Annotated in this window: 12 protein-coding genes and 1 pseudogene; 10 read left to right on the top strand and 3 right to left on the bottom strand. The window is 60.4% G+C overall.

Annotated elements, in window-relative coordinates; all coding sequences use genetic code 11:
* Positions 1–372: 372 nt before the first annotated feature.
* Positions 373–1,869: a sugar porter family MFS transporter gene (locus F8O05_RS10910; RefSeq protein WP_158052776.1), complete on the top strand. Its 1,497-nt coding sequence runs from the start codon at positions 373–375 to the stop codon at positions 1,867–1,869.
* Positions 1,870–2,001: 132 nt separating this feature from the next.
* Positions 2,002–3,030 (top strand): LacI family DNA-binding transcriptional regulator, encoded by a 1,029-nt coding sequence (locus F8O05_RS10905; protein WP_158052775.1) that lies wholly within the window; start codon positions 2,002–2,004, stop codon positions 3,028–3,030.
* On the opposite strand, the gene F8O05_RS10900 is transcribed toward F8O05_RS10905, so the two are convergent.
* The 3 genes and pseudogenes from F8O05_RS10900 to F8O05_RS10890 form a co-directional block, all read right to left on the bottom strand.
* A complete protein-coding gene (locus F8O05_RS10900) occupies positions 3,027–4,049 on the bottom strand; it encodes a Gfo/Idh/MocA family protein (RefSeq protein WP_158052774.1) in 1,023 nt (340 codons plus the stop codon). The genes F8O05_RS10905 and F8O05_RS10900 overlap by 4 nt on opposite strands.
* Positions 4,046–5,038: a Gfo/Idh/MocA family protein gene (locus F8O05_RS10895; RefSeq protein WP_192497144.1), complete on the bottom strand. Its 993-nt coding sequence runs from the start codon at positions 5,036–5,038 to the stop codon at positions 4,046–4,048. Before F8O05_RS10895 ends, F8O05_RS10900 begins: the two co-directional genes overlap by 4 nt.
* A 127-nt stretch (positions 5,039–5,165) precedes the next feature.
* A pseudogene (locus tag F8O05_RS10890) lies at positions 5,166–5,330 on the bottom strand (hypothetical protein); the annotation flags it as partial.
* A 413-nt stretch (positions 5,331–5,743) separates the two neighbouring features.
* Between F8O05_RS10890 and F8O05_RS10885 the strand changes: the two are divergent.
* Genes F8O05_RS10885 through F8O05_RS10850 form a run of 8 tightly spaced genes read left to right on the top strand, consistent with a single transcriptional unit; the run spans position 5,744 to position 13,795 of the window.
* The gene (locus F8O05_RS10885; RefSeq protein ID WP_158052773.1) at positions 5,744–6,346 is read left to right on the top strand and encodes a VOC family protein; all 603 of its coding nucleotides are present in this window, start codon (positions 5,744–5,746) and stop codon (positions 6,344–6,346) included.
* Positions 6,343–7,548, top strand: coding sequence for a Gfo/Idh/MocA family protein (locus F8O05_RS10880; protein ID WP_158052772.1), 1,206 nt, complete (start codon positions 6,343–6,345; stop codon positions 7,546–7,548). The genes F8O05_RS10885 and F8O05_RS10880 overlap by 4 nt, the downstream gene beginning before the upstream one ends.
* Positions 7,545–8,360, top strand: a complete 816-nt coding sequence (locus F8O05_RS10875; protein ID WP_158052771.1) for an IclR family transcriptional regulator — start codon at positions 7,545–7,547, stop codon at positions 8,358–8,360. The genes F8O05_RS10880 and F8O05_RS10875 overlap by 4 nt, the downstream gene beginning before the upstream one ends.
* A 54-nt stretch (positions 8,361–8,414) precedes the next feature.
* Positions 8,415–9,386 (top strand): sugar phosphate isomerase/epimerase family protein, encoded by a 972-nt coding sequence (locus tag F8O05_RS10870; RefSeq protein ID WP_158052770.1) that lies wholly within the window; start codon positions 8,415–8,417, stop codon positions 9,384–9,386.
* A gap of 17 nt (positions 9,387–9,403) precedes the next feature.
* Entirely contained in the window at positions 9,404–10,315 is a 912-nt protein-coding gene (locus F8O05_RS10865; RefSeq protein WP_192497143.1) for a phosphoglycerate dehydrogenase, read from the top strand.
* Between the two features lie 23 nt (positions 10,316–10,338).
* On the top strand, positions 10,339–12,216 hold the full coding sequence (gene iolD, locus F8O05_RS10860; protein WP_158052768.1) for a 3D-(3,5/4)-trihydroxycyclohexane-1,2-dione acylhydrolase (decyclizing): 1,878 nt from the start codon (positions 10,339–10,341) through the stop codon (positions 12,214–12,216).
* Between the two features lie 56 nt (positions 12,217–12,272).
* On the top strand, positions 12,273–13,031 hold the full coding sequence (locus tag F8O05_RS10855; RefSeq protein WP_158052767.1) for an SDR family NAD(P)-dependent oxidoreductase: 759 nt from the start codon (positions 12,273–12,275) through the stop codon (positions 13,029–13,031).
* Positions 13,028–13,795, top strand: a complete 768-nt coding sequence (locus F8O05_RS10850; protein ID WP_158052766.1) for an HpcH/HpaI aldolase family protein — start codon at positions 13,028–13,030, stop codon at positions 13,793–13,795. Before F8O05_RS10855 ends, F8O05_RS10850 begins: the two co-directional genes overlap by 4 nt.
* Positions 13,796–13,810: the final 15 nt, after the last annotated feature.

Genomic DNA, 13,810 nt, shown 5'->3' with positions numbered 1-13,810 from the left:
GAATGCAAAGATCCGTCAATTCATTACTGGCTGGAACGATCGCAAGCACCCATTCGTGTGGACGAAAACTCCGGAACAGGTACTCGCGAAAGCCAACCCTCAACGAACTTCAGAAACGCGACACTAGTTCCCTGGCGGGCGACTCGAGTGCCCGTGCGGGGGACACTTGAGGATCTGATTAGACCGCTCTAATTATTTAATAAACCTATTGACAGGCTGAATTAGAGCGGTCTAATCTTAAGCGCAAGAGGTTCGCGCTAAGAGGCACAAATGGCCTTCCTCGGGCAGTGCGATTCGCGTACCAGCGTCGGTGCGCAAGGGCAAACAGTAGCCCCGCCCACAAAGGCCAATGGATCTGTTGAAAGGGTCATTATGGCTGGACACAACTCAAACGCATTCACGGACCAAAGTCCGGGATCGCGCGGAACATCAGAAGGTAACGAGGGCAGCACGCTGCCGCCACTCACCCCCGGACCACACTCCCGGCGACTCGGGATTGTCGCGGTCATCGCCACGTTCGGTGGGCTGCTCTTTGGCTACGACACCGGAGTCATCAACGGGGCGCTCGAGCCAATGAAGCATGACCTCGGGCTCACGCCACTGACCGAAGGTGTCGTCACCAGCTCCTTGCTGATCGGTGCTGCGGCAGGCGCGATGGTCGGTGGGCGACTCTCGGATGCGTATGGACGCCGCCGCATGATCATCTGGCTGGCAGTGCTGTTCTTCTTCTCGGCACTCGGCTGTGTCGTCGCCCCGAACTTCGAGGTCATGGTGGTGGCCCGCTTCTTCCTCGGGCTTGCCGTTGGTGGTGCATCCGTGACGGTGCCGGTGTTCCTCGCAGAAATTTCACCCACTGAACGCCGCGGCGCACTCACCGGCTTCAACGAAGTCATGATCGTGTTCGGTCAGTTCGCGGCCTTCCTCGTGAACGCGATCATCGGCAATGTGCTGTCTGATCTGGAAGGCGTCTGGCGCATCATGCTGTCGGTCGCTGCGCTGCCCGCAATTGTTCTGTTCTTCGGCATGTTGCGGATGCCCGAAAGCCCACGTTGGTTGCTCTCCAAGGGTCGCACCGAAGAAGCCCTCGCAGTACTGCGACAGGTGCGCCCGGAGGCGCGAGCGGTCGCGGAAATGGACGAAGTTCGAGCGCTCGCAAAGCAGGAAGAGCAGAGCAAACTCGGCAGCTGGGCATCGCTCAAGACACCGTGGATTCGTCGCATTGTGTTCGTCGGCATCGGACTTGCAGTGGCACAGCAGCTCACGGGTATCAACTCGATCATGTACTACGGCTCGCAGCTGCTTATCGAGGCAGGGTTCGAAGCCAACGCGGCACTCATCGCGAACGTTGCAAACGGTGTCGTCTCGGTCAGCGCGATGCTGGTCGGCCTGAAGCTCATCACGATCATCCCGCGCCGCAAACTCCTGGTCGGAGGATTCATCGGGATCACCACGATGCACCTACTCGTCGGAGTGTTCTCGCTGGTGCTGCCGGAAGGCATGATGCGCGCCTACGTCATTCTCGTACTCGTCGTACTCTTTGTCGCCTGCATGCAGGCCACGCTGGGGCTCACGGTGTGGGTCATGCTGGCCGAGATCTTCCCGCTCAAGATTCGTGGTTTCGCGATTGGCCTTTCGGTGCTGTGCATGTGGCTCACCAACGCCGCACTCAGCCTCTCCTTCCCCTCGCTCGTCGCGGGAATCGGAATTTCAAGTACCTTCTTCGTCTTTGCGGTGTTGGGCGTACTGTCCACAATCTTCATTGCCACGCAGGTACCGGAAACCAAGGGTCGCTCGCTCGAGAAGCTTGAGGAAGACATCTCCACCGGTGCGATCTTCCTTCCCTCGGAGCGGAACAGCCGACGCCGCTGATTCCAGTGGTGAAAGGGAGGAGGCAGCCACGACACATAGAGCTTGAACGGGAATAGTGGGTGTGACCCGCGACCGCCAACGGACGGTCGCGGGTCACACGTTCATCGATCTACAACGCTATAGGGTCAAATAATGAGCACAGGGACATCAAAACGGCCGACGATGCGCGATGTCGCGGAGGTTGCGGGCGTTTCGCACGCGCTGGTCTCGCTCGCATACCGAAAGCCAGAGAAAGTCAGTCCGGAACGACGCGAACGTATCTTCCAAGCCGCCGAAACGCTCGGGTTTCGACGCAACTGGGTGGCGAGCTCGCTGTCTGCCTACGCGAGCAGCTTCACCGGCATCCTGGTTGCGAACCTGCACAACCCGGTGTTCTCGACCATCGTGGAGGCGGCACGTGCCGAACTCGATTCGGTGGGCCGCTATAGCCTGATGTCGAGCGCCGTGATGCCCAACCGTGATGGCAGCTATCGGGCTGATCTCCGAATCGTCCAATCCTTCGAAGACCTCAATGCTGCCGGATATCTCGTCGTCGGTGTGATCCCGGACATCTCCATCCTCCGCGAGGTGCGGCCGGACGTCCCGATCGTGGTGGCCGCCGCATCCATCGAAGAATTCCCCCGAGCCCTCTCGGTGCGTACCGACAACGAAATAGGCATGCAGCAACTCATCTCGCATTTCGTTGAGCAAGGCCACTCCAAGATTGCTCATCTCGGCGGGGCGGGCGGGCCGGCGGCGCGCAGGCGCGCGGCTGCATATGAGAAGGCCATGCGGGATGCGGGGCTCGAGTCCGAGGCCCGGGTCATTCCGGCCGAATTTACGGAGGAGAGTGGTCGGGATGCTTTTGCGCAGCTGCTTACCGAAGCTCCCGACACCACCGCAGTGAGTTGCGTTAACGACCTTGTTGCCTTGGGCGCGATGAGTGCCGCGCGAACTGCGGGCTTGCGGGTACCGGAAGATATCGCGATTGCCGGCTACGACAACACCTTTCTCGCGGGAATCGAAGCCATCGGCCTGACCACGGTTGACACGGAAGCCGCAGAAATTGGCCGGATCGCCGCATCCTGGTTAGCTGCTGACGAACCGCCGCCGGCGGGTACCGAACACCTCGTGCCACCGAAGCTGGTGGTGCGGCGTTCCACACTCAACACGAGTCGCTAGGGCAACGGGTCGCCCATGAGTTCGCGCGCACTTTCCATCAGCGAGATGGAGGCAATCGTCTGATCGAGCGGACGCAATGGCGATTCGGTCAAGCCCTCGTCGAGGCAGCGAGCGACTTCGAGCGCTTCCCAAAACAGCGCGGTATGCGCGACCGCGGGCTCGGTATAGCGAAGTTCCTCGCCGGTGTCGTGGAAACGCACCGTGAGGGGACCGGGCTGATAAAAAATGTGGTCAAGCACAAGCGTGGCCTCTGTGCCGGCAACGTAAGCCGTGGTCGGTGTGTCCGCGAGCATGGATGCGCTCACCGTGGCAATCCGGTCGTCCGCGTCCGTGAGGAGCGCGTGGAATTGACCGATCGACCCGTGCTCGGGATGACGCTGGCCGTGTGCGGCGATGACCTTGAGGCCTGGGATCATTTCGTTCGCAAACATCATCACGTAGGTGCCGATGTCGTTCATCGCGCCGCCGCCCTGGGCGGGATCCATCGCGCGATGGTGATCTACGAGGCGCTCGCCGAGATTCGCGGAGACCTCCTCGATTTCACCGAGCAGTCCCTGCTCAAGGATCTGCCTGACCACCGAAAACTTCGGCAGCGCGAGGGTCCAAACCGCCTCCATCAGGAAGACCCCGCGTTCGCGTGCGAGCTCGACCAGCTCCTGGGTGTCGTTGAGTCGCGGGGTGATTGGTTTCTCGACGAGCACCGGTTTGCCCGCTTCGATTGCCAGTTTCGCGTGCTCAAAATGATCGAGGTGACCGGTGGCGACGTAGACCACATCCACATCCGCTTCGACGAGCTCTTCGTATGAACCAAAGGCCTGCGCGATGCCGTGCTTGGCTGCAAATTCCTCGGCCCGCGCGAGATTGCGAGACCCGACGGCGACGACCTGCTGGTTCGTGTGGGCCTGCAGCGCCTGGACAAATTGGCTGGCAATCCAGCCGGTCCCGAGAATGGCCCAGCGCTTGACGGGTGCGCTGTGTGGCTCCGGCACTTGCGGGGTGGGCAGGTTGCGTTCGGTCATTTGACGTCCTTCACGTTGATAAATGCGCCGTGCTGTTGCATCGACGCGACGGCTGCGGCGGCGACTCGCGTGGCCACGGCACCGTCCTCGACGGTGGCGAGGGTCGCGGCTCGGCCTTCGTTGAGCGCATCCACCCACTCTTGAAGCTCGAGCCGGTACGCGTCGGCGAATCGCGGCCGGAAGTCATCCGGAATCGCTGTCTTGGTGGCAAGTTCACTCGAGATCGCGACCCGGTGCGGCTCGGTAATCGAGATCACGCCGTTTTCGCAGACCACTTCGGAGCGCATGTCATAGCCGTACCGAGCGTTGAGGTAGATCTCCACGGTTGAGAGGCCACCGTCAGCGGTCCGCAGCAGCATGAGGAAGGGCTCGTGCAGATCGGTATTCGAACTCGAGTTCTCCGGTGCCAGCCAGCTGACGGAGGTTACCGGCGAGTCGAGCAGCCACGGCACGATGTCCAGGTCGTGAATTGCCGAGTTGAAGATGACCGACTCATCGGTGGCACCCGGGCCGGAGGTCACGCCTCGACCGATCGAGTGCACCATCAGCGCTTTTCCGTATTCGCCAGAGCTTATGGCGCCCTTCTGCGCAACGTAGCCCGGGTCAAATCGTCGCATGAACCCCTGGTAGACCAGCGGCACACCGCCGTCGGTGGCTTCCCGGTGCGCCTTTACAACCTGTTCCGCTTCGGCCACGGAATAGGACAGCGGCTTCTCACACAGCGCGGGCTTTCCTGCCTCAACGCAGGCGAGTGTCTGAGCCGCGCGGAAGGCATCGGGGGAGGCGATCAGTACGGCATCGACATCCGGATGCTGGATCAATTCCAGCGGATCAGCTAGCGCGATCGCACCCACCGCGTCGGCCACCTCGCGGCCGCGAGTGAGATTCGGATCTGCGATTGCGGATACCGTCGCTCCCGATATTGATTCGTGCAGGCACTGCGCATGGAAGGTTCCCATGATGCCCGTGCCGATGATTCCGATTTTCAACTCAGCTCCTTTGGCGAGATTGGCGGGTTGCCCAAATTTGTCATGTTGTCCTGGCAATTGTTGACACATCATAGATTGCGAGCGTGAGATTGAGCCGTAGGATGGGTAGTTCTTGCTAGGCGAATCCTTATTCGGCCCTCTCAGTAGACCTGATTCCCACGAACCGGGTGCGGTCCGCTCCTCGGCGAAGATGACGTCCGTCATCAACACTGACACTCATTCCCATTACCCAGAACGCATCTTTGCTTAGCAAGAATCGCGCCACTTTTGCGATCTCCTCGGGAGTGCCGAACCAGCCGAGTGGGTCTGGGCAACGTTTTCATTCGCAAGTGGTCTATTCCCAACTTGGGGCGATTTCAGGTGGTCAGTGAAACACCCTGAACAAAAAGGGTGTCAACAATGGCAGTCCACATGGGTTTGCTGAGGGTTTAGTTGAGGCAAGGGTTTATCCCGCCAGTTAGAAGCCCTACGTGTCTGCGGCGATTGGGTCAGGAATGCCCACCCGCTGGAATGGTGAAGTGACGAAAGTAGAGCCGAGAATCCTTCTACGATCCAGGGCGGGAAGGCTCAAGCTCAAGTTGGCTGGTCTGCGCGCTGAGTTCAGAACGAGGCTCAGTGACAAAAATGTCCCTTTGTAGAACTTTTTAGTCATCATCATTTGAATGGGATAGACACCCTGACAAGGAAGTCAAATGGAAGGCAACCATGGAAACATCGCATGCTGGGACAAGCATCCCCACGGCGCGTAGTGTCGATCACATTGGTCTCACCGTGCCGGACCTTGAGGAGGCGGTGGCGTTCTTCACCAACTATCTGGGCTGCCAGGTGGTATGGGAATTCGGCCCTTATGGGAATGACGGTGACATGATGCGTCGGCAGCTCAACGTACACCCAGAAGCCATTGCCCGGATCGCGTTCCTACGAATGGGTCCTACACTCAACCTCGAACTCTTCGAATACAGTGCTCCCGATCAGGTGAAGCAGCTGCCCAAGAATAGCGACTTCGGAGGTAGCCACCTTGGAATCTACGTCGACGACATTGAGGTTGCTGTGGAATACCTTCGCACCGTGCCCGGAGTCGTACTGCAAGACGGGCCAAACCTCAACACGGGCGATACCGACCCCGCGGGTCTTGCCTTCTGCTACTTTCTCACACCCTGGGGGCAGCAGATGGAACTCGTCTCAGCACCAGCCGGGATGGGGTACGAAAAGCGCACCTTAAAGCGCTCAGCGCCTCCGGCCGAATACTGGCAAAACGGCCCATCCGAACACGCGTCGGAGAACAGCGATCTCAGGAGGGTCCCATGAAGACATTTGAACAGCTTTCCCAAGAACTTTTGACTCGTCTCGGTCGCCGTGTGCGGCTCGGCATCGTCGGTGGCGGCTCTGACTCTGTAATCGGCAGTATCCATCTACTCACTCACCGCGTCGACGGATTGGCGGATCTTGTAGCTGGCGCCATGAGTATCGATCCCGCCGTCGCAGAGAGCTCCGCTGCATCCCAACTCATCGAACCCAGCCGACGTTACACTGACTGGCGGATCATGCTGGAGAGCGAACGCAATCGCGAAGACGGCATCGATGCCGTCGTCATCGCGACCCCGCCCCAGGTGCATGCCGAGCCGACGCTCGCGTTCCTAGAAGCTGGCATTAGCGTCTTCTGCGAGAAGCCGCTCGCATCAAATTTGACCGAGGCAAAACGCGTCGAAGAGGCCGCGGCCCAGGCTGATGCGGTGTTCGCGGTAAATCACTGCTACAGCGGTTACCCCATGGTTCGTCACGCAAGACAACTCGTCGCATCAGGTGCGCTTGGCGAAATCACTCTCGTGGAAGGCGAGTACGGCGTCGGCGTGGGAGCACTACTGCGGGAACCCGAACCAGATCAACCAAAGCACTGGCATTTCCGTCCAGGGCCGATGGGAAAGGCGGTTGTGCTCGGTGAACTCGGTTCCCACCTGCATCACCTGAGCGAATTCGTCACCGGGCAGCATGTGGAGTCTGTTAGCGCGGATCTGCAGATGGTCGCCCCGGGTCGTGAGGTGTACGACAACGCCTACCTTAATGTGCGTTATAACGGCGGTGCTGTCGGCCGACTCTGGTCCAGCTACGTCGCTGCGGGCCAGGAACACGGCCTTCAGCTGCGGGTCTACGGCTCGGAGGCATCCCTCCGCTGGTGTCAGGAGAGTCCGGAGCAGCTCTGGGTCTTGCATCCCGACGCGGGTGCGCAGTTGCTCACCCGCGGATCGAGCAACCTCTCTGATGAAGCTCGATTGGCCACTCGCGTCCCCGCTGGGCACCCCGAGGGCTATGTCATGGCATTCGCTGTCCTCTATCGCGAGTTCTTCCATGGTGTCCTGAGACATCTCTGCGGGGAAGACCCATCGACAGCCATCGCTCAGTTGCCGACGAGTGCCGATGGAGTACGGACGCTACGGCTGATCGAAGCGGCCGAGCGCGCGCACCAGGATGGGCGCCGGGTCGAACTCGATTCGATTGGAATGGAGAAATGAACCGTACCCCGGCCGAGTCGGGTCATGTGGCGAGGACTATCGGAGCCCTTGAGATGCTCGCGCAGCAAACTCATTCAGTCGTTTCACTGGCCGAAGGACTCGAGGTGCATCCCCGAACGGTCAAGCGAATGCTCGAGGCTCTGGTGCAACTCCAGTACGTCGGGGTGGTCGGCAACGATCATGGACAACCCTTATATCGCGCTACTTTGAAGCTGACGACGCTCTCCGAGCGTCTGCTGCACGACTCGGATCTCATCCAGATCAGTGCTCCGTATGTAGCCAAGCTGCGTGACGTCACCGGAGAAGCCGCGCACCTGAGCATGGGATCCCGGGATGGCGTGAGCCACGTCCTTCAGGAAGGGGGTGAAAGCCTCGTCATCGCGAAGCCCCGGGCAGGCGAGTACGTCCCGTTCTATGCCACGGCAGTGGGCAAGGCTCTGCTCGCGTTCCAGGACGAATACTGGGAATACCTTCCTGAACACTTTGTCCCGTTCACGCGCCACACCGTCACCAGCCGGGCGCAGCTCCAGGAAAAGCTGCTCGAAGTGCGTCGCACTGGCATTAGTCAGGACGCCCTTGAAAACAGCTTGGAGCTGCGATGCCTCGCTGCGCCAATTTGCGACGCCACCGGTGTCATCGCAGCACTTGGGATATCCGCGCCTTCATCCCGATTCACGTTAGATCTCGTACCCCACCGAAGTCAGCAGGTACTGGGAATCGCCACCGAGCTGTCGGCCCACCTCGGCGGTGATCTGCCCGCTCTCATTAGTGGTTCCGGCCATGCAAGTGAGTACCTAGACCACCAGCAATAAGAACGCAGCTCCACTTCTAGTGGCACTTCCTCGAAACACCTGCAAAGGATCCTCATGCAAATCGGAATCATCACCACGGCGCTCTTTGACCGTGACCTCGAGTACACCCTTGATACGGTGAAATCGCTCGGTATCACCCACGTCGAAATCGCAGCCGCAGGAGGCTTCTGGCCCGACCGGCATCTGGATCCGCTGAAGGTCGTCAATGACGAAAGACGCATCGCACGTGTTCGCGAAATGTTCGCGGAGCGTGAGCTTACGCTTTCGGCTATCTCGATTCACGGCAACCCGCTCGACCCGGACCCGACGGTGGCCGAAAACTACCGACAGCAGTACCTCGCAACCTGTGCCTTGGCGCCGAAGCTCGGCACCGATCGGATATCTCTACTCGCGGGCCTTCCCGGGGCGGGCCCGAATGACGAGAACCCGAACTGGATTACCTTCCCCTTCCCTCCGAAGCTGGCCGAAGCACTTAAGTGGCAGTGGAACGAACGTGTTTTCCCGTACTGGCAGGAGGCGGCTCCCCATGCGGAGGCCGAGGGAGTGAAACTCTGCTTCGAGATGGTCCCGAACGACACGATCTACAACCCAGAGACGCTGCTAAAGCTCCGCAACGAAATCGGTGATGTCGTTGGGGCGAACTATGATCCCTCTCATTTCCTGTTCCAGCAGATCGACCCGCTTGAGGCAGTCCGCGCCCTGGAAGGCACGATCTACAACGTGCATGCGAAAGACGTTAGAGCGAACCAGCACATTCTGCGAGTGCGCGGCGTTCTCGACACAACATCGCTAGGTGTCACGTCGGAGCGCTCGTGGGCCTATCGCACTCTCGGCTGGGGTTCCGGCAGTGAGTACTGGACTGCACTGATCACTCAGCTACGTATCAGTGGGTACGATGGCGTACTCGCAATCGAACACGAGGACTCTCTACTTTCGGCTGATGAAGGGCTCAGGAAAGCCATCGACTTCCTGAAGCCGCTTGTACCGCGCGACCCCATGCAAGGGGATTGGACGAGTGCGCTGTGAGTACCAGGGCTCGGGTGGTGGTTACCAGCTTCGCCGCAACTATCGATGAGCGTTTCCGCGTGGTTCTCGAAGAGGCCGACGCTGAGGTCATTTTGGCGCCCGGCTTGGGCAAGACTTCAAGCGACGAGGAAGTTCTCGCTGCAGTTTCGGGAGCCCGAGCGATCATCGCGGGTTCCGAACCATACCGGCGCAGCACACTTGAGCAGCTCCCAGAACTGAAGGCAATTGTGCGGGCCGGCGCAGGTATCGATGGCATCGACGTGAGCGCCGCCACCGAACTTGGGATCCATGCTTCCAGCACCCCTGGAGCAAACGCGGAATCAGTGGCGGACTACACCCTTGCTTTGATGCTAGCCGCGGGCCGGCTCATCCTCCCCAACGACCGAGCGGTTCGCGATGGCCAGTGGCGGACGCCGCAGCAAGGTATCGATCTATTCCGCAAGACTGTTGGAATCGTCGGATACGGCGCCATCGGCCAGGCGGTGGCAAGGCGACTCACTGGATTCGAATGCACCTTGCTCGCCTACGATCCCGTACTACCTGAAGGTGCTGCCGTCCATGGCGTGCGTGTTGTACCGCTTGATGACCTACTCGCTGAGAGCCGGTTCCTCACCGTGCATGTTCCGCTGCTGCCGGAAACCACGGGACTCATTGGCGAATCGGAACTCGCGCAGATGCCGCGCGGATCCGTTGTCGTGAATGCCGCACGTGGCGGAATCATCGATGAAGCCGCGTTGCGGGCAGCCGTCGAATCTGGCCAACTACTCGCCGCTGCTACCGATGTTTTCACGTCTGAACCCGTGCGTCCAAGCAACCCCCTCCTCGAAAACGATCGCATTCTGACCACCGCACACGTCGCGGCATTCAGCGCGGATGGTGCAGACGCAATGCTGCGTCTCGCTGCGTCCGAACTGCTGCCATTCCTCTAGAGCAACGTTAAGGAAGAACAACCATGAACACTCACCAGACACCTACCATCCGACTGACCGTCGGTCAGGCAGTCGTCAAGTACCTCGCTGCGCAGTACACCGAGCGTGACGGTGTCTCCAGACGGGCTATTCCTGGCATCTTCGGCATCTTCGGGCACGGCAACGTCGCTGGCGTGGGACAGGGGCTCGCCGAGTTCCGCGATGAGATGACCTACCATCAGGTGCGGAACGAGCAGTCAATGGTCCACGCTGCAACGGCCTACGCCAAGGAGAGCAAGGGCCTGTCGACCTACGCGTGCACGGCCTCCATCGGACCGGGGTCCACTAATATGGCCACAGGCGCGGCGACGGCGACCATCAATCGCCTACCCGTACTCCTTCTCCCGAGTGATATCTACGTCACTCGCCGCCAAGGGCCCGTCCTGCAGCAGCTCGAGCACCCTCTCGCGGGCGACCTAAGCGTCAACGACCTCTTCCGTCCGATCAGCCGCTACTTCGATCGCATCTCTCGTGCTGAGCAGTTGCTGACCGCACTGCCTGAAACCATGCGGGTCCTCACAACACCCGGGGAGACCGGCGCCGTCACACTCTCGCTGCCTCAGGATCTGCAGTCTCTGGCGTACGAATACCCTGCGAGCTTCTTCGAGGAGCGCCATTGGCGCGTGGATCGTACCCCGCCCACGCCCGAGGCGATTGCGGATGCAGTGTCTCTGCTGCGCGAGGCCGAGCGCCCTCTCATCGTGGCCGGCGGCGGCTTACGCTACTCCGAGGCGGAGCAAACTCTGCACGACTTCGCCCATGCCCATGGCATTCCCGTCGTAGAAACCTTTGCAGGCCGAGGCTCGAGCTTGGTCGAGGACGAACTCGCACTTGGGGGCCTCGGTGCTACCGGTAATGTGGCAGCAGGGCGCATCGCTCGTGATGCTGATCTCGTGATTTGCATCGGCACCCGCCTCAACGACTTCATCACGGGATCGCACAGTGTTTTTCGGAACCCGTCAGTACGTTTCATCAACATCAACACTTCTCGTTACGACGCGTATAAGAACGGTGGTTTGCCCCTCGTCGGAGATGCACGGGCAGTCCTTGAGCGGCTCAACCAGGAAGGGATACGTTTCACGAGCTCGGAAGGCTACCGACGTGAAGTTGCCGAGACGCGCGCAGAGTGGCGCGAAGAACGTGAGCGCGTCTTCTCCCCCACTGACGCTGAGGTGCCACCGCAGGCCGAGGTCATCGGTGCCATGCTGCGTCAGGCCCGCTCCGGGGATCTTGTGGTCGCGGCCGCAGGATCCGCTCCCGGTGACCTACAGCGCGGCTGGGATGCGACCGAAGGACGGGACTGCCACATTGAGTGGGGTACGTCCTGCATGGGGTATGAGATCCCAGCGGCGATCGGAGCGCGCTTCGCCCGCCCCGAAGGGCGGATAACCGTTGCTATCGGAGACGGCACATTCCTCATGATGCCAAGTGAAATCGTCACAGCAGTGCAGGAGGGAATCGACATGACGATCGTGCTATCGGAAAACCATGGTTTCCAGTGCATTCGTGACCTTCAGCTCGCTACCACCGGCTTCGACTTTGGCAACGAGTTCCGTCACCGCGGGGACAGCTGGCTCTCCGAAGATTACATCTCCCTCGACCTCGGCAAGGTCGTCGAGGGACTCGGTGCCACGCTGACACGGGTACGTGGCGCCGCGGAATTCGAACAGGCCCTGGTCGACACCCGCGATGCCCGCGGCGTCACCGTGATCCTCATCGAGACGGATCGTGAGCGCACACTTCCGGACTCGGATGTTTGGAACGAGGTAATCCCCTCCGAGGTCACCCATTCCGCCACCGGAGCTGAACTCTTTCCGGCATACGAGCAGGTGCGCGATGAGCGGCAGAAGTTCTACTACTGACCCCGAGACCCCGAGTATTTCTCTCAAACGCTAAGAAAACTATAAGGAGTAGAGACATGGCACATACCTTGATCGTCGGAGGTGCTGGTGGTATCGGCAGCGTCACTGTGAAGCGGTTGCTCAGTGATGGACATTCTGTCACGGTCGTCGACGCGCTGCCGATGGAAGCAGCCGACGAGCGGCTGGAGCCCATTCGTCAGGAGTTCGGCGACGTACCTTACGTCCAGGCTGATATCACCTCGCGGGAGTCTGTTGAGCAGACGTTAGCTGCGATTCCTGAGTTCGACCAAGTGGTCGTATCTGCCGCCGTGGTGAAGGAACAGCCCTTTCTGGAGATTGACCACGATGATTTCCAGCTGCATATGAACGTCAACGTGTATGGCTCTTTTAACGTCGGTCAGGCCGTAGCCAAGATCTTCGTCGAACGCGGTGTCGAGGGCAGGATCGTGTTCTTTTCATCTTGGGTGCAGGACTACCCGTGGCCAGACATTACCGCGTACAGCGTCAGCAAGGCAGCGGTGAAGCAGCTCGTCAAGCAGATGGCCCGTGAACTTGCAGCGCATGGCATCCGCATCAATGCCATTGCCCCGGGCATTGTCGATTCCGGAATGGCGCGCTACTCGCTCGACCACGACCCGAAGTATGCGGCACGCGTCAACGGTCGTATCCCACTGGGAGATCTACAGCAGCCCAGCGACATCGCAGCTGGCGTCGCCTATCTGCTTTCGGCAGATGCGCAGGCGATCACTGGCACCGTGCTGCTTGTCGACGGCGGGCTGTCGCTGTTCAAGTTCGAAGCACCGGGCGCAGAATGAGTGAGCGCGGGCCGTTTCAGCGCGAGCTCAATGCGCGCCCCTATTTCGGGGTCTTCGTCAACACCGGCAGCGCAGTCAACGCCGAGGTCTGCATCCTCGCGGGCGCATCCTGGGTGATGATTGACCTTGAGCACGGTTCTGGTTCCGAGGCTGGTCTCCTTCCGACGTTGTGGGCTGTGCGAGCAGCGGGCGGGCAATCCCTTGTTCGTGTCGAGTCGGCCGATCCGGCCCGCATCGCTCGCGCCCTAGATTTCGGCGCCGACGCGATCATGCTCCCGTCAGTCAACTCCGTAACGGAAGCGGAGGCGATTGTTCAGGCGGCCTTCTGGCCGCCTGTCGGTCGACGAGGGGTGAGCCTGCAGAGTCGGGCGGGTGGTTACGGCAATCTGCGGCATGCAGATGTGGCAGACCTCGCTGACGCCCCGTACATCGTGGTGCAGATCGAAACTGAAGCTGGGCTCGAACATGTGCACGATATTGCCAAGGTTCCCGGAGTCGGCGCTCTCTTCCTCGGTCCCACTGACCTTACGCACGACCTCCGCATCCCCGGACAGCAGGATCATCCCCGCTTTCGATCGGCAGTCGCAGAGGTCGCTGCCGCAGCCGCCGAGGCTGGTATCGATGCGGCCGTGCTCGCATCAGACCGCGAATCTGCAGAAGCCTTCGCAGATTCTGGATACACCCTCATCGCAATCGGATCGGATGCCGGACATCTGCGACGCGGACTGGCTGCCTGCATTCCCACCAACAAGGAAACCCGCTAGTACGACTACGACGAA

This window comes from Gulosibacter chungangensis (assembly GCF_008831155.1).
In the GTDB taxonomy this organism is placed as follows: domain Bacteria; phylum Actinomycetota; class Actinomycetes; order Actinomycetales; family Microbacteriaceae; genus Gulosibacter; species Gulosibacter chungangensis.
Note: the sequence above shows the minus strand (reverse complement) of the source record. Positions and strands in the feature narration are given on the sequence as shown.